15 protein-coding genes are annotated in these 21986 nt (G+C 63.6%); 10 read left to right on the plus strand and 5 right to left on the minus strand.

What is annotated here, in order from left to right; genetic code table 11:
* From JQ604_RS06915 to JQ604_RS06955, 9 genes are all read left to right on the plus strand, one after another.
* On the plus strand, positions 1-654 hold a 654-nt coding region (locus JQ604_RS06915; protein WP_212354700.1), incomplete at its 5' end, for a cation:dicarboxylate symporter family transporter.
* 41 nt (positions 655-695) lie between these two features.
* Positions 696-1868, plus strand: a complete 1173-nt coding sequence (locus tag JQ604_RS06920; RefSeq protein ID WP_212354702.1) for an acetyl-CoA C-acetyltransferase — start codon at positions 696-698, stop codon at positions 1866-1868.
* Between the two features lie 127 nt (positions 1869-1995).
* Positions 1996-2721 carry an acetoacetyl-CoA reductase gene (gene phbB / locus JQ604_RS06925; RefSeq protein ID WP_212354704.1) on the plus strand — a complete coding sequence of 242 codons (726 nt, stop codon included), beginning with the start codon at positions 1996-1998 and terminating at the stop codon, positions 2719-2721.
* A 90-nt stretch (positions 2722-2811) separates the two neighbouring features.
* Positions 2812-5094 carry an NADP-dependent malic enzyme gene (locus JQ604_RS06930; RefSeq protein WP_212354707.1) on the plus strand — a complete coding sequence of 761 codons (2283 nt, stop codon included), beginning with the start codon at positions 2812-2814 and terminating at the stop codon, positions 5092-5094.
* A 51-nt stretch (positions 5095-5145) separates the two neighbouring features.
* Positions 5146-6468 (plus strand): NAD(P)/FAD-dependent oxidoreductase, encoded by a 1323-nt coding sequence (locus JQ604_RS06935; RefSeq protein WP_212354709.1) that lies wholly within the window; start codon positions 5146-5148, stop codon positions 6466-6468.
* Between the two features lie 36 nt (positions 6469-6504).
* Positions 6505-6672, plus strand: coding sequence for a hypothetical protein (locus tag JQ604_RS06940; protein WP_212354711.1), 168 nt, complete (start codon positions 6505-6507; stop codon positions 6670-6672).
* A 49-nt stretch (positions 6673-6721) separates the two neighbouring features.
* Positions 6722-8566: a sensor histidine kinase gene (locus tag JQ604_RS06945; RefSeq protein ID WP_249158088.1), complete on the plus strand. Its 1845-nt coding sequence runs from the start codon at positions 6722-6724 to the stop codon at positions 8564-8566.
* Positions 8556-9932: a sigma-54-dependent transcriptional regulator gene (locus JQ604_RS06950; protein ID WP_212354717.1), complete on the plus strand. Its 1377-nt coding sequence runs from the start codon at positions 8556-8558 to the stop codon at positions 9930-9932. The genes JQ604_RS06945 and JQ604_RS06950 overlap by 11 nt, the downstream gene beginning before the upstream one ends.
* Before the next feature lie 122 nt (positions 9933-10054).
* Positions 10055-11776 (plus strand): PHA/PHB synthase family protein, encoded by a 1722-nt coding sequence (locus JQ604_RS06955; RefSeq protein WP_212354719.1) that lies wholly within the window; start codon positions 10055-10057, stop codon positions 11774-11776.
* Positions 11777-11866: 90 nt separating this feature from the next.
* Here the strand turns inward: JQ604_RS06955 and JQ604_RS06960 are convergent, their stop codons facing one another.
* Together JQ604_RS06960 and JQ604_RS06965 are read right to left on the minus strand one after the other, a co-directional pair.
* Positions 11867-13321: a short-chain fatty acid transporter gene (locus JQ604_RS06960; protein ID WP_212354721.1), complete on the minus strand. Its 1455-nt coding sequence runs from the start codon at positions 13319-13321 to the stop codon at positions 11867-11869.
* Positions 13322-13368: 47 nt separating this feature from the next.
* Positions 13369-16773 (minus strand): molybdopterin-dependent oxidoreductase, encoded by a 3405-nt coding sequence (locus JQ604_RS06965; protein ID WP_212354723.1) that lies wholly within the window; start codon positions 16771-16773, stop codon positions 13369-13371.
* Between the two features lie 174 nt (positions 16774-16947).
* On the opposite strand from JQ604_RS06965, the gene JQ604_RS06970 reads away from it, so the two are divergent.
* Positions 16948-17628 carry a GntR family transcriptional regulator gene (locus JQ604_RS06970; RefSeq protein ID WP_212354724.1) on the plus strand — a complete coding sequence of 227 codons (681 nt, stop codon included), beginning with the start codon at positions 16948-16950 and terminating at the stop codon, positions 17626-17628.
* Positions 17629-17650: 22 nt separating this feature from the next.
* Here JQ604_RS06970 and JQ604_RS06975 read toward each other — a convergent pair whose 3' ends face one another.
* From JQ604_RS06975 to hglS, 3 genes are read right to left on the minus strand one after another with little or no spacing between them, the layout of a single operon-like run.
* Positions 17651-18880: a pyridoxal phosphate-dependent aminotransferase gene (locus JQ604_RS06975; protein ID WP_212354732.1), complete on the minus strand. Its 1230-nt coding sequence runs from the start codon at positions 18878-18880 to the stop codon at positions 17651-17653.
* A gap of 11 nt (positions 18881-18891) precedes the next feature.
* Entirely contained in the window at positions 18892-20454 is a 1563-nt protein-coding gene (amaB, locus tag JQ604_RS06980) for an L-piperidine-6-carboxylate dehydrogenase (protein WP_212354734.1), read from the minus strand.
* 59 nt (positions 20455-20513) lie between these two features.
* Positions 20514-21911 (minus strand): 2-oxoadipate dioxygenase/decarboxylase HglS, encoded by a 1398-nt coding sequence (gene hglS / locus JQ604_RS06985; protein WP_212354736.1) that lies wholly within the window; start codon positions 21909-21911, stop codon positions 20514-20516.
* Positions 21912-21986 lie beyond the last annotated feature (75 nt).

A 21986-nucleotide genomic window follows, 5' to 3' on the forward strand; every position in this document is an offset into this window, starting at 1 on the left:
AATCTCGCCGGCCTGATCGCGACCTTCTATCTCACGGCGTTCCTGTTCGTGATCGTCGGTCTCGGCATCATCGCCCGTATCGCCGGCTTCTCGATCTTCAAGTTCCTCAAATACATCAAGGACGAGCTGCTGATCGTGCTCGGCACCTCGTCCTCGGAGAGCGCGCTGCCGCAGATGATGGAGAAGCTGGAAAAGCTCGGCTGCTCCAAGTCCGTCGTCGGATTGGTGGTGCCGACCGGCTATTCCTTCAATCTCGACGGCACCAACATCTACATGACCCTGGCGACGCTGTTCATCGCCCAGGCGATGAACGTCGATCTCTCCTTCGGCGAGCAGATGACGATCCTCGTCGTTGCGATGCTGACCTCGAAGGGCGCCTCGGGCATCACGGGAGCCGGGTTCATCACACTCGCAGGCACGCTCGCGGCTGTGAGGCCCGAGCTGCTTCCGGGGATGGCGATCGTGCTCGGCATCGACAAGTTCATGAGCGAATGCCGCGCGCTCACCAACCTCTGCGGCAACGGCGTCGCCTGCGTGGTGGTGGCGTGGTGGGAGGGCGAGCTCGACCGCGAGAAACTGAATGCCGGGCTCGACCGGAATATCGATCCAACGGACTTCGAGACCGCCGTCACCGCTGACAGCGGCACGGCGTAACCGGCCATTCGTTCAAATCAGACAAGAACGGGGAATTGATCATGACGGACGTAGTCATTGTTTCCGCGGCGCGCACGCCGGTCGGCTCCTTCAACGGGGCATTCGGCTCGCTGACCGCGCACGAGCTTGGCGCTGTGGCGATCAAGGGTGCGCTCGAACGTGCCAAGGTCGCCCCTGAGGAGGTCGATGAGGTGATCCTCGGCCAGGTTCTCGCCGGCGGCGAGGGGCAGAATCCGGCGCGGCAGGCGGCGATGGCGGCGGGCATACCGCAGGAGAAGACGGCGTGGGGCATGAACCAGCTCTGCGGCTCGGGCCTGCGGTCGGTGGCGCTCGGTCTGCAGCAGATCGCCAATGGCGATGCGAAGGTGATCGTCGCCGGCGGCATGGAGTCCATGTCGATGGCGCCGCATCTGTCGCATATGCGGGGCGGTACCAAGATGGGTGACGTCAAGTTCGTCGACTCCATGCTGAAGGATGGCCTGATGGACGCCTTCCACGGCTATCACATGGGCGTCACGGCGGAGAACATCGCGGCCCGGTGGCAGATCACCCGCGAGGAGCAGGATGCTTTCGCGACCAATTCGCAAAACAAGGCGGAGGACGCGCAGAGGGCCGGCCGGTTCAAGGACGAGATCGTCCCCGTCACCATCAAGACCAGGAAGGGCGACGTCGTCGTCGACCAGGACGAATATATCCGTGCCGGCACGACCCAGGACGCGCTCGCCAAGCTGAAGCCAGCCTTCAACAAGGAAGGCTCGGTGACCGCCGGCAATGCCTCGGGTATCAACGACGGGGCGGCTGCGCTGGTCCTGATGAGCGCCGATGAAGCCAAGAAGCGTGGTCTCACCCCGCTTGCCAGGATCGTGTCCTGGGCGACCGCGGGCGTCGATCCGGCGGTGATGGGATCGGGGCCGATCCCGGCCTCACGCAAGGCGCTGGAAAAGGCCGGCTGGAAGGTCAGGGATCTCGACCTCGTCGAAGCCAACGAGGCCTTCGCGGCGCAAGCGATCGCGGTCAACAAGGACATGGGCTGGGATCCGTCGATCGTGAACGTGAATGGCGGCGCCATCGCGATCGGCCATCCCATTGGTGCATCCGGTGCGCGCGTGCTGACGACGCTGCTGTTCGAGATGCAGAAGCGCAACGCGAAGAAGGGGCTTGCCACGCTGTGCATCGGCGGCGGCATGGGCGTCGCCCTAACGGTCGAACGCTAGACCAGACCAGCCGGTCACAAGAACCGGAGCGAAACCAACGCGGACGGCATCACGCCGTCCGCGAACGACAGCGGCTGGCCGAGGGCCGGCAAATACGGATTGAACCAATCAGGATCAGGAGGAAACGATGTCCAGAGTTGCAGTGGTGACCGGCGGTACGCGCGGCATAGGCGAGGCGATCTCGATCGCGCTCAAGGCGGCCGGGTACAAGGTGGCGGCAAGCTATGCCGGCAATGACGAAGCGGCCGCGAAATTCAAGAGCGAGACCGGCATCAACGTCTACAAATGGGACGTCTCGAACTACGACGCCTGTGCCGCCGGCCTGAAGCAGGTGGAGGCCGACCTCGGCCCGGTGGACGTGCTGGTCAACAATGCCGGCATCACCAAGGACGGCATGTTCCACAAGATGACGCCGGAGCAATGGTACGCCGTCATCAACACCAATCTCAACTCGCTGTTCAACATGACGCGGCCGGTGTGGGAAGGCATGCGCGAGCGCAAGTTCGGCCGCGTGATCTGCATTTCTTCGATCAACGGCCAGAAGGGCCAGATGGGCCAGGTCAACTATTCCGCGGCCAAGGCCGGCGACATCGGCTTCGTGAAGGCCTTGGCGCAAGAGGGCGCTCGCGCCGGCATCACCGTCAACACGATCTGCCCCGGCTATATCGCCACCGAGATGGTCAAGGCGATCAACCCTGATGTCGTCGCGAAGAGCATCCTGCCGCAGATTCCCGTGGGACGTTTGGGTGAGCCGAGCGAGATCGCACGCGTGGTGGTGTTCCTGGCATCCGACGATGCCGGCTTCATCACGGGGGCTACGATCTCGGCGAATGGCGGTCAGCACATGGCCTGAGCTATCAGCCGCGTCCGCCGGCGGCAGAAACGAAGGCGAGGGGCGAGAATGCTTGCCTCTCGAACGCAAGACAGCTAGTCGAGGAATACGATGGACCAGGATCAGAGTCTGAAGGAAGCCGCACTCGAATATCATCGCCTGCCGACGCCCGGGAAGATCTCCGTGGTCCCGACCAAGGCGATGGCCACGCAGCGCGACCTGGCGCTGGCGTATTCTCCCGGTGTGGCGGAGCCTTGCCTTGTCATCGCCAAGGATGAATTGCAGGCGGACGTGCTGACGGCGCGCAGCAACCTGGTCGCCGTCGTCACCAACGGCACCGCGGTGCTCGGCCTCGGCAATATCGGCGCGCTGGCGGGCAAGCCGGTCATGGAAGGCAAGGCCTGCCTGTTCAAGAAGTTCGCCGGCATCGATGTGTTCGACATTGAGCTCGCCGAGGAAAATCCCGATGCGCTGGTCGACACCATCGCGCGGATGGAGCCGACCTTCGGCGGCATCAACCTGGAAGATATCAAGGCGCCCGAATGCTTCTACATCGAGAAGAAGCTCCGCGAGCGGATGAAAATCCCGGTCTTCCACGACGATCAGCACGGCACCGCAATCATCGCCGCAGCTGCGATCCTGAACGGGCTGAAGCTCGTCAAGAAGGATATCGCCGACGTCAAACTGGTGTGCTCCGGCGCCGGCGCTGCCGCGCTGGCCTGTCTCGACCTGATCGTCAGCCTCGGCTTGCGCCAGGACCGGATCATCGTGACCGATGTCAAGGGCGTCGTCTATGCGGGCCGCACCGAGAGCATGGATGAGAACAAGGCGCGCTACGCCGCGAAGACCGAGGCGCGAAAGCTCGACGAGATCATTGCGGATGCGGACATCTTCCTCGGGCTGTCCGCGGGCAACGTGCTCACGCCAGAGATGGTCAAGAAGATGGCGCGGGATCCGCTGATCTTCGCCATGGCCAACCCGATCCCCGAGGTCATGCCCGAGGACGCGCTGGCGGTTCGCCCGGACGCCATTATCGGGACCGGACGCTCGGACTACCCAAACCAGATCAACAACGTGCTCTGCTTCCCGTTCATCTTCAGGGGCGCACTCGATTGCGGGGCCACCACGATCAACGAGGAGATGAAGCTGGCGACGGTGCGTGCGCTGGCGGATCTCGCCATGGCAGAAGTGCCTGAGGTCGTTGCGACCGCCTACAAGGGCGAGGACCTTCGCTTCGGGCGCCACTATCTCATTCCAAAGCCATTCGACCCGCGGCTGATCGAGATGATTGCGCCGGCGGTGGCAAAGGCTGCGGCAGATACGGGCGTGGCAAGACGCCCGATCACCGATATGGACGCCTATCGGCAGAAGCTGAGCCGGTTCGTCTACCAGTCCGGCAATGCGATGCAGCCGGTGTTTTCGGTGGCGAAGGGGAGCGGAAAGTCCCTCATTCTCGCGGAAGGCGAGGACGAGCGGGTGCTGCGGGCCGCACAGGTCATCGCCGACGAGAAGATCGCCAAGCCGTTGTTGCTTGGCCGTCCCGCCACGATCGAGCAGCACATCAAGGCCTTCGGTCTCCGCCTCAAGCCCGGCCAGGACTGCGAGATTATCGATCCGCACGATGCGCAGGTTTATTCCAAATGCGCCGACGTCTACCATACGCGCCGCAAGCGCGATGGCGTGTCGGCGGCGCTAGCGCTGTCGGAGACGCGGAGCAATGCGACCGTGCTCGCCTCGATCCTGCTCGAGCGGGGCATCGGTGATGCGATGCTGTGCGGCGTGATCGGGCGAACCGCCGATCATCTGGCTGCGATCAGTAACGTGATCGGGACCCGCGACGACGTGCGGACGCTCGCCGTGATGCAGATGCTCATCCTGCAAAGCCATCAGCTGTTCATCTGCGACACGCACTGCAATCTCAATCCGACCGCCGAGCAGGTTGCCGACATCGCGTCGCTGGCAGCGGCCGAAGTCAAGCGATTTGGCATCACGCCGCGGGTGGCGCTGCTGTCGCATTCGAGCTTCGGCAGCTCCGCGGTCCCGGAAGCGCACAAGATGCGGGAGGCACGCACGATCATTCGCGTGCGCTCGCCCGAGCTCGCGGTCGAAGGCGAAATGCGCGGAGATGCAGCGCTGTCGCAGACCGTGCGTGACCACGAATTCCCGGACTCCGGCTTCACCGGGCCGGCGAATGTGCTGGTGATGCCGAATCTCGATGCCGCCAACATCTCCTACAATCTGCTGCGGATGGCTGCGGGGCAGGGGTTGACGGTGGGCGGCATCCTGCTCGGGGCGGCAAAGCCGGCGCACATTCTCACACCGTCATCCACGGTGCGGCGCATCGTGAATATGGCGGCCGTGGCGGCTGCGGATGCGGTCTCGGAGAGAGGGTGACTCCAGAGAGACGCTATTCAACGGCTGTGAACACGATCGCTCGAGGCCATCATGAGTAAGCCGCAGTCGGGAAAACCCCGGGTCGTGATCGTCGGAGGCGGGGCCGGCGGGTTGGAGCTCGCAACCCGCCTCGGCGACAAATACGGGCGCAAGGGCAAGCTCGACGTTACGCTGATCGAGCGAAACCGCACCCATGTCTGGAAGCCGAAGCTGCATGAAATTGCGGCCGGAAGCATGGACCTCTCCGCGCACGAGGTCGATTACCTCGCGCAGTCCTACTGGCATGGCTTTCGCTACCGCATCGGCGAGATGATCGGGATCGATCGGGATCAGCGCCAGGTCCTGGTCGCGCCCTATCTCGACAGCGAAGGCCGTGAGGTGACGCCGAAACGGACCATCGATTACGATGTTCTTGTCGTTGCGATCGGCAGCCAGAACAACGATTTCGGCACGCCTGGCGTCGTCGATCATGCCATCAAGCTGGAGTCGCAGGCGGATGCCAAGCGCTTCCACGAGCGAATGGTCAACGCCTGCATCCGCGCCCATGCGCAGACGTCGCCACTCGGTGCGCATCAGTTGAAAGTCGCCATCATCGGCGCCGGCGCGACTGGTGTCGAGCTAGCGGCCGAACTGCACCGGACGACACGTGAAGTGGTGGCCTATGGCCTCGATCAGGTCGACGCGCAGAAGGATATCAGCATCACGTTGATCGAAGCCGCTAACCGGGTGCTTCCGGCACTGCCGGAACGGGTTTCGAAAGAGACCGAGAAATTGCTCGTCAAGCTCGGAGTCAATGTGCTTGTTGGTGCCAAGGTCTCCGAGGTCAGCTCCGACCATGTCAGCCTGGCGGACAGCCGGGTGATCCCGGCCGAGCTGATCGTCTGGGCCGCGGGCGTCAAGGCGCCGGATGTCCTCAAGGACATCGCGGGGCTTGAGACAAACCGCATCAATCAGCTGGTCGTTCGGCCCACCCTGCAAACGACGCGCGACGACAGCATCTTTGTCATCGGCGACTGCTCGGCCTGTTCATGGGGCGATCGCGGCCTCGTGCCGCCTCGCGCGCAGGCGGCGCATCAGCAGGCCTCCCACCTCTATTCCCAGATCCCGCGCTATCTGCGCGGCGAGCCGATCAAGGATTACCGCTACAGGGACTTCGGATCATTGGTGTCGCTCGGCGAGTTCAGCACGGTCGGCTCGATGATGGGGGCGCTCGTCGGCGGTGATCTGGTGTTCGCCGGCATCTTCGCGCGGATGATGTACCTGTCGCTCTACAAGATGCACGAGAACGCATTGCATGGTCCGTCGAAGGTCGCGCTCGACACGCTGGCGCGCCTGATCACGCGGCGCACCGAGCCGCATGTGAAGCTGCACTGACGTGGACACGCCGCGGTGAGGCAAAAGGGGACGCTGATGGACGTCGTGATGCTTGTGCGCATGCAGACGCGGCTGGCAAACAGCCCCAAGCCGCTGCGGATCGCCCTGATCGGGGATTGTGTCGCACTGCCGATCATCATCGGCTACATCGGATTTTCCTATCGCGTATTCCGGGGCAAGACCATAGAGTTAGACTATGCGTGAGGGGGCGTCCGTGGTGGCCGACGCTCCGCGGTTGGTCCTGGTTCCCACGATGACGGAGCTTTCATCCCTGCTGAACGTCAAGGCGAGTTCCGACGTCGGTCCGGTAACGCCCGTTTCCTCGCGCTGGCTGCTTCGCGGCGCCATAGCGCTAGCGCTAGCGCTGGTCGCCGGCGCTTCGTGGCTTGGATATACCCTGGCGCTGCAGCGGGGGCTGGACCATCTGCACGTCGCGGCGCAGCAACGGCTCGCCGTCGAGGCCGTCAGGCTCGACGGCTATCTGTCGCGGTTTGAGTATCTGCCGTCCCTGCTGGAGACGTCGCCCAACGTGTTCCGGCTGCTGGGTGCTCCCGACGATCCTGCACTGCAGCGAACCGTCAGCCTGTATCTGAAGTCGATCAATCTGCTTGCGGGCGCCGACAATCTCTACGTCCTGGGTGTCTCCGGGGCCACCTTGGCCGCGGCCGACTTCGACCAGCCGGGGACGCCCTTTGGCGAAAACCTGTCGTATCGTCCCTATGTCAGCGAGGCGCTCGCCAGCGGACGCGGGGCGTTCTTCGGTGTCGGCATCACGACCGCACGCGCTGGCTACTATTTGTCTTACGCCTTGAAGGACACGGGTGCGACGAAGGGTATCGCTACCGTCAAGGTCAATCTGGATTCGTTCGAGCGTGCCTGGCGGGACAGTGACAACGACATCCTGCTGGTCGACGAACGCCAGGTGACAATCCTGGCGTCCCGCGACGCGTGGCGTTATCGGCCGATGGCACCGCTGTCCCAACAAACCCGCGATGACATCGCGCGATCCAAACCCTACGGCAACCATGATCTGGCGCCGCTCGGATGGAAGTTGGTCGCGCAGTCTGAGGGCGGCGCGGCCAGGATCACCGAGAACGGTACCGCCTACACGGTCAGCGAGCTCTCGATCAACCGCGGTTTGTGGAAACTCGTTTTCCTCCACGACGAGGCGCCCGTACGGCAGACCGCGCTCATCATTGGCGTGATATCGGGCCTCGCCGCCATCGTTGCCCTGCTGGCCTTCGGCCTGATCGAGCAGCGCCGGCGGGAGATCAAGCAGCGGCTGGACAACCAGGCGGCCCTGCAGTCGGCCAACGACATGCTCGAGACGAGGGTACAGGAGCGAACCCAGGAATTGCAGGCGGCGCAGGACGAACTGGTCCATGCCGGTAAGCTCGCCGCCCTCGGCCAGATGTCGGCCGGCATCGTGCACGAGTTGAATCAGCCGCTGGCGGCGCTGCAGACCGCGGCTGATAATGCGATCCTGCTGGTCGATCGCGGATCGATCGGCGATGCCCGCGGCAATCTCACACGGATCGGCGAGCTGGTGCGCCGGCTCGGCCGCCTGACCAGTCAGCTGCGGGTGTTCGCCTACAAGTCCAGCAGGCCGCTCGACGCGGTTTCCGTCGAGCAGGCCGTGGCTGAATCGCTCAAGATATTGGCGGGGCGTGTCAAGGAGGGCGGCGTCGCCGTCACGACCGACCTCGACGCCGGGCTCAGTGTGATCGCCGATCAAACCCGGCTCGAGCAGCTCTTGTGCAACATCGTGGCGAATGCGCTGGATGCGGTGGAGAGCGCCGAGCGCAAGTCGATCCTGATCCAGGCGACGCAGGAGGGGGGACAGACCGCCCGTTGCCGCATCGCCATCAGCAACAGCGGTCCGTCCATCGCCTCCGACGTGCTTCAGCGCATGTTCGAGCCGTTTGTCACGACCAAGCCGGCCGGCAAGGGGCTCGGCCTCGGCCTGATGTTGTCCAACCACATTGCGCGCTCCTTCGGGGGCGAGCTGCATGCACGCAATCTGGCGCCTGGCGGTGCCGAGTTCGTCGTGCTTCTTCCATTGGCCGAAACTGCAGGGGCTGCTTCGCATGGGCGGTGACCAATCGATCGGTGTGATCTACGTCGAGGACGACGACGACGTCCGGATCGGCGGCGTGCAGGCGCTCGAGCTTGCGGATTTTTCCGTGTCCGGATTTGCCTCGGTCGAGACTGCCAACCCTGCGGTTCGCGCCGACATGCCCTACGTTGTGGTTTGCGACGTACGTCTGCGCGGCAAGAGCGGCCTCGAATGGCAAGCCGATCTGCGCCGGCTGGATCCGGACTTGCCGGTGATCCTGATTACCGGTCACGGCGATATCTCGATGGCCGTGCAGGCGATGCGGAACGGCGCTTACGATTTCATCGAGAAACCATGTTCCTCGGAGCAGTTGATTTCGGTGGTGCGCCGCGCGGCCGAGAAGCGGCGGCTGACGCTCGAGGTGCGTTCGCTCCGATCCGCCTTGGCGGATCGCCAGGGCATCGAGGCGAGCCTGCTCGGCCGCTCGCCGCAGATCCAGGAGGTGCGCCGCCTCGTCTCCACTTTGGCCGCAACCAATGTCGACGTCACGATCTACGGCGAAACCGGAACGGGCAAGGACGTCGTTGCGCGCTGTCTGCACAATCACAGCGGTCGCCGAAACGGAAATTACGTCGCAGTGAATTGCGGCGGCTTGCCGGAATCGCTGGTCGAGAGCGAGCTGTTCGGCCACGAGGTCGGCGCCTTCACCGGCGCGACCCGTCAGCGGATCGGCAAGATCGAATATGCCAATGGCGGGACCCTGTTCCTCGACGAGATCGAGAGCATGCCGCTCAGCGTACAGGTCAAGCTGCTGCGGTCACTGCAGGACCGTTCGATCGAGCGGGTCGGGACCAACAAGCCGATCGCGGTGGATTGCCGTGTCGTGGCGGCGAGCAAGACGAACCTGCTCGAACTCAGCGAAAAACGGCTGTTTCGTGCCGATCTCTATTACCGTCTCGGCGTCGCCTTCATCGAGCTGCCGCCGTTGCGCGAGCGGCGGGAAGATATTCCGCTGCTGTTCGAACATTTCACCCTGGATGCTGCCCGGCGCTTCGAGCGTGATGCACCGATCCTGGACGAGCAGACCTTGTCGCACCTGCTGGCCTATTCATGGCCGGGCAACGTCCGTGAGCTTCGCAACGTCGCCGACCGCTTCGTGCTTGGTGTGCTCGACGGCAAATCCATCAACAAGTCCGGTTTCGGGTTGGCCGATGTGTCGCTGCCGCGGCAATTGGAGAACATCGAACGCTCGATCATCGAGGACGCGCTCCGCCGCAAGCAGGGCGATGTGCAGGCAACGGCCGCACTTCTGAGCATCCCGAAGCAGACGCTCTACGACAAGATCAAGCGCCTCTCCGTCAATGTCGACGGGATCAGGGAAGGCGTAACCGTCCGCTCCGTTTCCTGACGAGAGCAACGTAACGTAAATGGTAGCTCCCGGCGTGTGCGGGAGCAAAAAGGGCGCCGGACGAAGCGGCCCAACGTTCGAACCAAAGAAAAGTCATCAATTCTTAGCAGTGAGGGAACGTCATGAGCCGACCGTTCAACATGCCTGACGAGTTTGTCGAAGGCTTCCAGAAGGCGGGAGAAAGCCTGTGGCGGTCGCTCGGGTGGATACCCGCTCAGAACGGTCATGACGGTGCGAGTCCTGCCGCAGCCCTGGATGCTTCGGCGCGTCTCGCCCAGCTGCAGGCTGAACACCTGACGCGCCTGTATCTGCTCACCGAGCACGTCCTCAAATCCACAGCCGGCGTCCAGAGCGAGGGGGCCATCGAGCCGCCGCGCGGTGACCGCAGGTTCAACGCCACAGAATGGCGGGACAATGCGGCCTATAGCCTGCTGAAGCAGTGTTATCTGCTGAATTCACGCTATTGCGTCGATTTCGTTGAGGCGCTGGATCTGGATGAGAAGGAAAAGCATCGCCTGCGCTTCTTCACGCGCCAACTCGTCGAGGCGATGAGCCCGACCAACTTCATCGCAACCAATCCCGATGTCATCAAGCTTGCGACCGACAGTGACGGTCAGAGTCTCAAGGCCGGCCTCGACAATCTGATGAACGATCTAGGCAGGGGTAGCCTGACGATCACTGACGAAAGCGCGTTCGAAGTCGGAAAGGACGTCGCGGCATCGAAGGGCGCCGTCGTCTTCGAGAACGATCTGTTTCAGCTCATTCAATATGCACCGACGACCGAGCAGGTGGCCGCGCGGCCCTTGCTGATCGTGCCGCCCTGCATCAACAAGTTCTACATTCTCGACCTGCAGCCGGCCAATTCCTTCGTCCAGTTTGCGCTCGAGCATGGCTTGACCGTCTTCATGGTGTCCTGGCGCAACCCGGATGCCTCCTGCGGACACTTTGGATGGGACGATTACGTCGAGCATGGGGTCATGCGCGCGATCGACATCGCCAGGTCGATTTCGGCGGCTGACAAGGTCAACGTCGTCGGCTGGTGCGTCGGCGGGACCATCCTGTCGTCGGCGCTCGCGCTGCTCCGCACCAAAGGCGACGAATCGGTCGCGTCAGTGACGCTGCTCACGACGATGCTCGATTTCCGCGAGCCCGGAGATCTCGGGGTGTTCGTGGACGAGGAGGGCGTACGACAGCGTGAGCAGACGATCGGCAATGGCGGCATTTATCGCGGCTCGGAGCTTGGATTCGTTTTCCAGACGCTCCGTTCGAAGGAGCTGATATGGCCGAACGTGATCAACAACTATCTGAAAGGAAAATCGCCCGAGCGTTTCGACCTTCTGTTCTGGAACTCGGACGTGACCAACCTGCCGGGGCCGATGTATTGCTGGTACATCAGGAACATGTACCTGGAGAACAATCTTCGGGTGCCGAACAAGCTGATGATGTGCGGCACCTCGGTCGATTTGGGTCGGGTCGACCTGCCTGCCTATGTGCTGGCCACTCTTGAAGATCACATCGTGCCGTGGCGTTCCGCCTATCGCACTACCGGCCTGTTCAGCGGCGATACCCGCTTTGTGCTCGGCGCCAGCGGGCATATCGCCGGCGTGATCAATCCCGCGTCAAAAAACAAGCGGAGCTATTGGGTCTCGGACGACAGGTGCGAGGATCCGGCAGAATGGCTGTCGGGCGCAGACGAAAAGCCGGGCAGTTGGTGGAACGACTGGATCGGCTGGCTCAAGCCGTCGATGGAAGACCGCGTGCCGGCCCGGACGCAGCTCGGCAGCAATCTCTATCCGCCGGGTGAATCTGCGCCGGGCCGATACGTCAAAGCCAAGGCGGAGTGACGGTGTCGCGGAGCGGCAGCAGTGCACCGCGCTTCGGGATGCCGAGGGGTGAGGCCCCCGACATCCCGTATGATCAGCTCCGGCGTTCGATCAAGGCAGGATTGGCGGATGGTAGGTGAAGGTCGCCATCAGGAGCGCCGCCAGGATCATGACGATCGGGAAGTGCACGAAGAATTGCACGGACGTGTAGCCGATCAGGTCTTTTGACTTTAGTCCGAGCACGCCCAGCAGCGGCAGCATCCAGAACGGGTTGATGAAGTTCGGCAGCGTTTCGGCGATGTTGTAGACCATGGTGGTCCAGCCCAGATGAGCCCCGACTTCGTTGGCGGCCTTCATGATGTAGGGCGCTTCGATCATCCACTTGCCGCCGGCGGAAGGGATGAAGAAGCCGAGCGCCGCGGAATAGATCCCGATCAGGAATGAGAACACGGTCGAGTTGACCGAGACGTTTGCAAACCAGTGAGCGACGGTATCTGACAGCGTCAGCCCGCTGGCATTCGGCACCTTGGTAAGCATGTGGGCGATGCCGGCATAGAACGGAAACTGCAACAGCAGGCCGGAGATGCTCGGCGTTCCCTTGGAAAAAGCCTCGAGCAGGCTGCGGGGGCGCCAGTGCAGGAGAATGCCAAGCAGCAGAAACACGAAGTTATAGGTGTTGAGGCCCGACAGGGTGATCAGCGGATTGCCGGATTGGAAGGTCTGCCAGAGCCAGCCCGACGCAAGTGCGACGATCAGGATGGTCAGAACGGGGCTGAATTCGAGGAAGTCGCCAGGACGCGTCGGCTTCTTTGGCTCGATCCGGTCGTCGTCAAGGGACACGCCGAGATCTTCTGCGGTTCTGGTGAGCGCTTCATCTGGCGCTGTCAGATAACAGATTACCGCCGACAGTGCAGTCACGACGATAATCGTTACCAGGTTTTGCCACGTCAGGATCGTCTCGGAAAAGCTGATGACACCGGTGATCGGCAACAGTGAGGCCGGGATGCTCGCCGCATTGGCCTGGAGCTGCGCGACCGATGATGTGATGCCGAGCGTGAAGCCGCAGCCGAGGCCCAGATAGCCGGCGGCGCCCGCCGCGCGATAATCGAGCTTGATGTCCTTGCGCCGCGCGATTTCGCGTACCAGCAGGCCCGAGAAGATCAGACTCAGGCTCCAGTTCAGGAGCGACAGGAGGATGCTGAGAACGCCGACGAAGACGACTGCGCTGCGCGCGCTGGAAGGGACACCGGCCAGCCGTCGCATCAGTGCAGAGACGGGCGGTGACATCGCAACCACGTAGCCACCGACGGCGGCCAGCGCTAACTGCATCGTGAACGGGATGAGATTCCAGAAGCCGTCGCCGAAGGCGCGGCTGACCGCGAGCGGCGAGCCGCCATGCGCAATCGTGCCGAGTGCGATCACGACCACGGCGATCAGCACGAACACATAGGCGTCCGGGAACCAGCGTTCGGCGAAGCTGACCATATACTGCGAAAATCTCGCAAGCATGTTGGTGTGTGTCGGCACTTTATCGAAGAAGATGGCTTTATCCGTCGTGTCGGTCATTGCGGCCCCCATAGTCGCGTCGTGTTGCGTTCAGTTTTTCATTCCGATCAGAGTGCGAGTGTTAGCTCCGAGAGCGGAACGGATTGACAGGTCAGGCAGTGGTCGATTGGGCCGTCGTCGCCGCCAAGCTGCGCGACGTTGCCGTCGACGACGCGCATGAGGCAGCTCTCGCACTGGCCGACGCGGCAGCCGCTGGGCAGGGACAGGCCGGCGGCCTGGGCCGCATCGAGAAGGGTCCCGAGCTCCGGCGTCCAGGTGAAGCTCCTGTCGCTATCGGCGATGTGGACGGTTTGCGGCTTCAATGTGCGCGGCACGACCGGTGGTGAGGCGAACGCTTCCGTGAAGATGTCAAAGCGCGGAGCGCCTTGTTCGACCAGCCGTGTTGTCATCGACGTCGTGAAGGCTGGCGAACCGCAGAGATAGAGCAGGGGTCTCGATGGCAGCAGTGGTTCGATTGCCGACAGGTCAAGCCGGCCCGCGTAGTCGTAGTCCCCGGGGCACCGATCCTGGGCGAGCGGTGCCGAATACGCCGTCACGCGTTCGAGCTCCGGCAGCACGTCCGCGAGCTGCCGCAACCGTTCGGCAAAGGGATGCTCGCCGCCGTTGCGGCAGCCGTGGAGCAGCAAAACCCTGGCAACGCGTTCGGCCGGCTCCCGCCGCGCCAAGGCTTCGAGATGACCGACAAAGGGAGTGATGCCGATTCCAGCGGCAAGAAAGACAAGTGGTCGGCGCCCGTGGAGTGGTGGCGTGAAAATGCCCTTGGGCGGCTCGATCTGGACCTCATCGCTGACCGACAGACGATGGATGTGATCGGACAGATGGACCGCACTGCCGGTCTGGCGTGTATCGCCGGAGCCGTATCTTTTGACTGCGATTGACAGCACGCCATGGCCGTCGTGGTCGGTCAGGGAATAGGCGCGGGCAACATCCAGTCCCGGCAGGCTCAGCAGGACGTGCTGACCGGGGTGAAATGCGGGAAGCGGACTGCCGTCGCGTGGCGCAAGGTCCAGCGCGATGACGTCGTTGGCTTCGCGGCGAATAGCGGCGACTGCAAAGTCGCGCTTGCCGATCCAGTGGCCGCGGCTCGCGGTCTCGTCCTTGCTGATGTCGCAGGTCGTGGCGCGCAGCGGCACCGAACCGCTCACCGGATCGCGCGTCACATCGCTCAAGGCATCGTTCATATTCGACGTCGGCGAGCTGACGGGCTGCATCGCGTCGCGTCCAAGCGGCGGACAATCCTCCCACCAGCCAAACTCGGCAACGGCGATGCGATCGTCGAGCGCATCATTCAGCCGCACGCGCAGCCGGACCTCGCCGGTCGCAGTTGTGACGATCGCCCAATCGCCGTCCTTGAGCCCGCGTGTCGCTGCGAGCGTCGGGTTGATCTCGATCGCCGGGTCGGGCGTCTTCTTGCGAAGGGACGCGACGTGACGATGCGAGCTGTGAACGAACCAGCCGCTCTTGGCGGTCGTGAGCACCAATGGAAAGCGTTTGTCGGGACGCTCTGCGAACGGACTTTCGGCAGGCTCGACGTGACCCGGCAGTGGCGCGTAGCCATGGTCGAGCATCAATTCCGAATAGACCTCGACGCGGCGCGTGACGGTAGAAAAGCCCGCAACGGTGCCGTCCTGTTGCGGCAGCGCGTATTTTTCGTGACGAAGCACTTGAGGGAAACGCCGGCCCTCGGGGTGGCTGCGCAGCTCGTCGATCGTCACACCGAGCGGAGCAAGCTGATAGTTCCAGCCGGCCTCGATATCGCCGCCGAAAAACTGATCTGCAAGGCCCAGCCTGACCGCGAGCTCGGCTGCGATTTCATAGTCCGCCTTGGAGGCGCCGAGGCGCGGCAACATCTGCGGACGGAACTGGACCGTTTCGACGGCCTCCTGCGTGATCTCGAAGCCGATTTTCAGAGCGTCCCGTTCCCACGGCATGTTGGCCGGCAGAACGATGTCGGCGTTCTCGCCAGTGGGATTCATGAACATGTCGACGTGCACATGGAAGTCGAGCGCACGCAGCGCCTCGCGATTGCGCGAAGAATGCCCCTGCGACACCACGAAATTGGTGCCGAAGCTCATCAGCGCCTGGACCCGGTAGGGTTCACCGGTCAGAACCGCGCGGCTGAAATCCCGTGCCGTGATCCATCCCCGGCTCGGCGGACCGAGCGGCAATTCGCTGAGGCCGAGCGCCTTGGCCCTTTGCTCCGGCGGCAACAGGGCATAGTCGTTGACGGTGCGCGTCGGAGGCGATGTCGGCCAGACATTGCCCCCACGCCTGTCGCAGGCGCCCGTGAGCGCATAGAGCGTCGCGATGGCTCGCTCGATCATGGTTGCATTGGTGTGCTGGCCGACGCCAGTCCAGGAATGATAGGCGAGTTGCGGACCGTTCTCGAACAGCGCGTAGAAGGCTGCGATCTTGCTCTCCTCGAGCCAGGTCAGTTCGGCCACGCGAGCGATCGTGTAGGGAGCTGCCTCGGCAGTCAGAAGACCAAACGCCGTCGCCGCAACGATGGCACGGCCGTCCCGCGCGGCGAGCGTGACCCGAGCATCCAACTCGCAGCAGGCAGGATCGAGCGTCGCAATACGGGTATCGACAGCGCGCGCCGCTCCTGACCGGTCCAGCGCGACGAAATTGTCGCTTGATTGGTCGCTCCAGAGTTCACTCGCGCGAACGAAGCGGCCCGTGTCAGTATCGACCAGCAGCGGTCCATTGGTCCAACGCGTCACAAAATCTGCGTCGTAGGTTTTCGTGATGATGAGGTGCCGGATCGCCCCCATCGCCAGCGCGCCGTCCGCGCCGGGACGGATACGCAGCCAGATGTCGGCCTGTTGCCCGGACCCGTTCGGCTTGGGGTCGACCACCGCAACGCGTGCGCCACGCTGCCGTGCATCGGCGACGCGTGTCGCCTGGGCGAGCCAGTTACGGGCCGGATTGTGTCCCCACAGCACGATGGCGTCGGCACGCTCATAGTCGGGAACGCCGATGCCGCGTCCGAACGTCAGGGCGTGGGCATAGTCCTTGTGCCAACCGCAGATCTCGACCGCGTAGATGAGATTGGGGCTGCCGAAGCAGCGGATGAAGCGCTCGACCCATTCGAAGCTGTCGACCATCGGTGTGCCGCTCGGTGTGGTGACGGCAAAGGCCACCGCTTCGGCGCCGGATGTCTTGCGGATGTCGCCGAGCTTTTGGGCGATCTCGTCCAGCGCTTCGTCCCAGGTCATTTCGGTCCAGCCGGGATCGGCCGCGCCCCGTGGCGCCGTCCGGCGCAATGGTTGCGTCAGGCGGCGTGGACTGTGCACGATCTCCGGTGCGGCGCGCCCCTTCGCACATAGTGCGCCGCCGGTCGGGTGACCTGGCAGGGTCTCGACACCGATCAGCCGCCCGTTCTCGATGACCATGGTCGAGCCGCATCGGGATCGGCAAAGCGTGCAATAGCCGGGGACGCGCTGCGCCATAGGTGGGGTTCACGTTGGAGCAAGGGACGATTATAGTGCGCTACAGTAATGCGCTACTTAATCTCGTCTGAGGGGACGCCAGTCGTCAAGCCCATTTATTGTGCCGCAGACAAACCGGACTATTGTGCCGCGGCTCAGCCGGATGATTCCGGAACGGACAAAGCGGGAATGGGAATGGATCAGAATTTGCGGGAGCAGGTGCTGCAGCAGGTGCGCGCCGAGATCATTTCCGGTCAGAGCATGCCGGGATCGATGTACTCGGTGCCGACGCTTGCCGCGAGCCTCGGCGTGTCAACGACGCCCGTCCGCGAAGCGCTGCTCGAACTGGCGCGCAGCGGCTTGATCGAACCGATGCGCAACCGCGGCTTCAAGGTGGTCGAGCCGACCTTGACCGAGCTTCGCAACCTGTTCGATCTGCGCGAGGTGCTGGAACTCCACGCGGTGACGATCGTCGCGCGCAAGAAGAAGAATCTCAAGGAGCTGATCCGCTTTGCCGATGAGGTTGCCCACGCGGTCAAGAACGAGGACATCAGGCTTTACCTCGAAGCCGATCGCACCTTTCACCAGCGGTTGACGGCGGCGGCGGAAAATCCGCGTCTGACCGAAATGGTGATGGGACTACGCGATCAGATGCGGCTTTACGGCATCAAGTCGCGCGCCGGTCTTGCCCGTCAGAACGAATCCGCCGCCGAGCACTACCAGATCATCGAGCTTGCGATGGCCGGCAGGGAAGACGAGCTCGCCGATCTGCTCCGGCGCCATATCAGGTCGTGGGAGCCGATCTTCAGCGAGGCGCTGTCGCGGATGGCGAGCCCGCGCGAGCCGATCATCGCCAGTCGCGGTCATGGCCGGTAATTGCCGGGCCGGATTGCAACGTTTACGAAAGCGCCGCCGTTGCACGCGCGATGCGCCGGCAGGCATCCTCGAGTTCGGCCGCGGAGGTCGCGTAGGAGATCCGGAAAAACGGTGCAAGTCCGAACGCCGAACCGGGCACCACCGCAACTCCGGCGGCGCGCAGTAAATAATCAGCGAAGTCCGTGTCACTCTGCAGCGTCTGGCCATCGGGAGTGGCTTTCCCGATCACGCCGGCGCAGCTCGCAAAAGTATAGAAGGCGCCTTCGGGCTTCCGGCAGGTGATGCCGTCGATTCGATTCAATGCAGCGACGACCAGATCGCGCCGTTCCTGGAATGACCGGCAGCGCGCGTCGATGAAGTCCTGCGGGCCGCTCAGCGCCTCGATGGCCGCGGCCTGGCTGACCGACGAAGGGCAGGACGTCGACTGGCTCTGGACCACGGCCATCGCCCGGATCAGCGCGCTTGGTCCGGCGCCATAGCCGATGCGCCAGCCCGTCATCGCATAGGCCTTCGACACACCGTTGACGGTCAGCGTCCGGTTGCGCAGGGCCGGCTCGAGCGCTGCGGGCGTGGCGAAGCGAAAGCCGTCATAGACGATATGCTCATAGATGTCGTCGACCATCAGCCAAACCTGCGGATGCCTGAGCAGCACATCGAGGATCGGCCGGTATTGGCCCTCTGAATAGGCCGCCCCGGTTGGATTGGACGGCGAATTCAGCATGACCCATCGCGTACGGGGCGTGATGGCCGCCTCGAGATCGCCTTCCGACAGGCGGAAGCCATTGGCCTCCACGCACGGCACCAGCACCGGCTTGCCGCCGGCGATCGCCACGATGTCGGCGTACGTCACCCAGAACGGCGTCGGGATGATGACCTCGTCGCCGGGATTGATGGTCGCCATCATGGCGTTGAATAGCACCTGCTTGGCGCCCGTCGAGACCGTGATCTCGTCCTGCGCGAAGTCGAGCCCGTTATCGCGCCTGAACTTGGCGCGGATGGCGGCCTTGAGATCGGGCGAGCCGTCCAGCGCGGTGTACTTGGTCGCTCCTGCGCGCATCGCACGCTCGGCCGCCTCCTTGATCGTATCCGGCGTGTCGAAATCAGGCTCGCCGGCGCCGAGGATGATGACGTCGCGGCCCTGACGCTTCATCTCCGCGGCGAGGCCGCTGATCTTCAGGATCTCCGACACGCCGATCGAGGACAGACGATCCGACGGGCGGAACGACGCCGAGCGGTGCAGGGGAGCGTTCATGCTTGCTCTCTTTACGCGACGTCGAACTTGACGCCCTGGGCGAGCGGCAAGGTCCGGCCGAAGTTGATCGTATTGGTGGCGCGGCGCATGTAGGCCTTCCAGGAATCCGACCCGGATTCGCGTCCTCCGCCGGTTTCCTTTTCGCCGCCGAAGGCGCCACCGATCTCGGCACCGGATGGGCCGATATTGACGTTGGCGATGCCGCAATCCGAGCCGCGCACCGACAGGAACGCTTCCGCCTCGCGGAGATCGTTGGTGAATATCGACGACGAGAGTCCCTGCGGAACGGCATTGTGCAGCTCCAGCACCGTATCGAAGTCGCGATACTTGATCACATAGAGAATGGGCGCGAATGTCTCGTGCTCGACGGGGCCGACCTGTCCCGCGATCTCGACCAGTGCCGGGCGAACATAATAGGCGTCATCCGCACCATCGTAGGTTATCCGCTCGCCGCCGAGCACCGCGCCGCCCGCAGCGCGCGCCGCGCTCAGGGCATTCTGCATCGAGGCGAACGCTGCTGCGTCGATCAACGGGCCGACGAGGGTGCCGTCCTTGAGCGGATCACCTACGGGTACGCTCTCGTAGGCGCGCTTCAGGCGCGGTACAAGCGTCTCATAGACGCTCTCGTGGACGAACAGACGCCGCAGCGTCGTGCAGCGCTGGCCGGCCGTGCCCATGGCGGCGAACGCGACACCGCGCAACGTCAGGTCAAGGTCGGCCGTCGGTGCGACGATCGCGGCGTTGTTGCCGCCGAGCTCAAGGATCGCGCGCGCAAAGCGTTTGGCGAGCCGTGGCCCGACCATACGCCCCATCGCAGTCGAACCGGTTGCCGACACCAGAGGCACCTTGGCGTGATCGACGAGGATCTCACCAATCTCACGGCCACCGAACAGAACAGCGGACAGCCCGTCCGGCGCCTTGTCGCCTTCTGCCTTGAAGCGCGCGAGCGCGCGATCGAACAAGGCTTCCGTCGCAAGTGCGGTCAGCGGAGTTTTTTCGGAAGGTTTCCAGACGATGCTGTTGCCGCAAATCAGCGCCAGCGCCGCATTCCACGACCACACGGCGACGGGGAAATTGAACGCCGAGATGATTCCGGTGACGCCGAGCGGATGCCAGCTTTCCATCATCCGGTGCTCGCTGCGTTCGGTCGCGATGGTCAGACCATAGAGCTGGCGCGACAGGCCGACGGCGAAGTCGCAGATGTCGATCATCTCCTGGACCTCGCCGAGGCCCTCGGACGCGATCTTGCCGACCTCGATCGACACCAGCCTGCCGAGCGCCGCCTTGTTGGCCCGCAGTTCCTCGCCGAGCAGGCGGACGAGTTCTCCGCGTTTCGGGGCGGGGACAAGTCGCCATTCGAGGAATGCGGCGTGCGCTTTGTCGATCGCCATCTGCGCATCAGGGGCGCTGATCTCGTGCACATGACCCGTGATCTCGCCGGTGATCGGCGATCGCGCGATCAGCTTGCCGCCGGTGTAGCGATGGCGCGTCACGCCGAGCGTTTTGAGGAGGGCGTCTGCCTCACCGCCCAAGGACTTGATGCTGCGCGATGGGGCGTTTGTCGTGATGTTCATGGTGGTTTCTCTTGGGCGTTCTCTTGGGCGTTCTCTTGGGCGGTTGAATTGCGGTTTGATCAGGCCATCGCCCGGCGTGCGAGGTGCGGTGACCCGAGCTGGACCAGAGCTTGCTCCAGGGAATCACTCTCCGCCTGCGCGTATAGCTTCATTTCATCGTGAACCTCGACCCCGAGCACGGTTTCGAACGCAGCGCGGTTTGAGCGCGCTGCATAGTTCTGCTGCTGGTCGTTGCCCAGGTTCGACTGGAAGATTCCTGCCGCGCTGACAGGGAGGAAATCCTCGTAGACGATGGGATCGTAGCGCAGAAAGCCTGCCGCGACCAACTCATCGAGATTGGAGGGCAGTGTGTGCCCCTTGCATGCGTTGATGCCTGCCGGTGTGGCCGAGTAGCGGAAGAAGGCCAGTCCCTGCGCGCGAAGCTCCGCCCAATCGTCAGGGAACCCCCTGAAGTGCTCGGCCAACTCGGTGTCGTAGGCGCGCGCGGTCGCGCCCGCCTGGCGCACGGTGGAGAGCAATCGGTCGTAGAGCGCGCGGCCTTTGGGCGTGAGGGCGACACCACGCTGCTCGATCTCGCCGAAGCGGGCCGTATGTGTTCCGGGAGCGCGCGCGCCGGCCGCGTCCGTGAAAAGGATCGGCTCTTCCAGCGCCTTGAAGCTGGTCTGGCGCAGCAGGATCGGACAGTCGCGACGCGGAGGCCCCTCGATGATCGCTTTCGGCGCAATGCCGCGCCGTGGCATCGCCACCTGGACGGCGTCGATGTCGAGCGTCCGGGGCGTCAGATGGTTGATGTGAGGGCCCTTGAAGCTCACCACATCGGCGATCAGCCGATGGGCATCGTGCAGTCTGCTGTAAACCTCCAGGCTGACCGTCGCTTCGCTGTGCCAACGGAAAGTTTCCAGCGCTTCACGAACGAACTCGTCCGCCTGCGCGGCGGTCAACCGACCTTCTGTCTCGAAAATGCCCACCAGCTCGAGCGCGCGTGGCGTAAAGATGCGGCGCTCGCCGAGGATTCGCTCCGCCTCAAGGCGAAGGGTCTCATCCCCGATCAGATCGAGGCGCAGCAGGGAGGTGAACACGCGAAACGGATTGCGGCGGAGCGCAGCATCATCGATCGGCCGAAATGCCGTTGCGTGGACGGGCACGCCGGCTACCGACAGGTCGTAGTAACCCACCGCCTGCATGCCCATCACCGCAAAGACGCGGCGCATGTTGAACAGCTCGTCCGCGCGTCCGAGCCGAATGGCACCGTGACGTTCGACGTTCAGCCGCTCGAGTTCATCGCTTCGTTCGAGGCTCGCGCGGAGCTGCTCGTCCCGCCGCAACGTTTCGTGGTTGGTATCATCGACGAGTTCGACCAGGGCGCCGTATTGCGGCACTTCGGCCCGGTACATTTCCGACATGGCGCGGGAAAACAGCGTGCGGATTTCGTCTGCGTTCGTCCGCTGCGCTGGCATCAGAATCTCCTGTATGAGGGGGAGGCCGTCATGCCCGCCCGAAATCCCCTCAGTCATGCGGCTTAATCATGATCT

The sequence above is a fragment of the Bradyrhizobium jicamae genome (assembly GCF_018130695.1).
In the GTDB taxonomy this organism is placed as follows: Bacteria; Pseudomonadota; Alphaproteobacteria; order Rhizobiales; family Xanthobacteraceae; genus Bradyrhizobium; species Bradyrhizobium jicamae_B.

What these genes read in the sequence shown, in the direction of transcription:
- amaB (WP_212354734.1), bottom strand. Translation starts at nt 20,454, where the DNA reads ATGAACATCACGACAAACGCCCCATCGCGCAGCATCAAGTCCTTGGGC.
- JQ604_RS06920 (WP_212354702.1), top strand. Translation starts at nt 696, where the DNA reads ATGACGGACGTAGTCATTGTTTCCGCGGCGCGCACGCCGGTCGGCTCC.
- JQ604_RS06965 (WP_212354723.1), bottom strand. Translation starts at nt 16,773, where the DNA reads ATGGCGCAGCGCGTCCCCGGCTATTGCACGCTTTGCCGATCCCGATGC.
- JQ604_RS06950 (WP_212354717.1), top strand. Translation starts at nt 8,556, where the DNA reads ATGGGCGGTGACCAATCGATCGGTGTGATCTACGTCGAGGACGACGAC.
- JQ604_RS06970 (WP_212354724.1), top strand. Translation starts at nt 16,948, where the DNA reads ATGGATCAGAATTTGCGGGAGCAGGTGCTGCAGCAGGTGCGCGCCGAG.
- JQ604_RS06960 (WP_212354721.1), bottom strand. Translation starts at nt 13,321, where the DNA reads ATGACCGACACGACGGATAAAGCCATCTTCTTCGATAAAGTGCCGACA.
- JQ604_RS06935 (WP_212354709.1), top strand. Translation starts at nt 5,146, where the DNA reads ATGAGTAAGCCGCAGTCGGGAAAACCCCGGGTCGTGATCGTCGGAGGC.
- JQ604_RS06940 (WP_212354711.1), top strand. Translation starts at nt 6,505, where the DNA reads ATGGACGTCGTGATGCTTGTGCGCATGCAGACGCGGCTGGCAAACAGC.
- JQ604_RS06955 (WP_212354719.1), top strand. Translation starts at nt 10,055, where the DNA reads ATGAGCCGACCGTTCAACATGCCTGACGAGTTTGTCGAAGGCTTCCAG.
- JQ604_RS06975 (WP_212354732.1), bottom strand. Translation starts at nt 18,880, where the DNA reads ATGAACGCTCCCCTGCACCGCTCGGCGTCGTTCCGCCCGTCGGATCGT.
- hglS (WP_212354736.1), bottom strand. Translation starts at nt 21,911, where the DNA reads ATGCCAGCGCAGCGGACGAACGCAGACGAAATCCGCACGCTGTTTTCC.
- JQ604_RS06930 (WP_212354707.1), top strand. Translation starts at nt 2,812, where the DNA reads ATGGACCAGGATCAGAGTCTGAAGGAAGCCGCACTCGAATATCATCGC.
- JQ604_RS06945 (WP_249158088.1), top strand. Translation starts at nt 6,722, where the DNA reads ATGACGGAGCTTTCATCCCTGCTGAACGTCAAGGCGAGTTCCGACGTC.
- phbB (WP_212354704.1), top strand. Translation starts at nt 1,996, where the DNA reads ATGTCCAGAGTTGCAGTGGTGACCGGCGGTACGCGCGGCATAGGCGAG.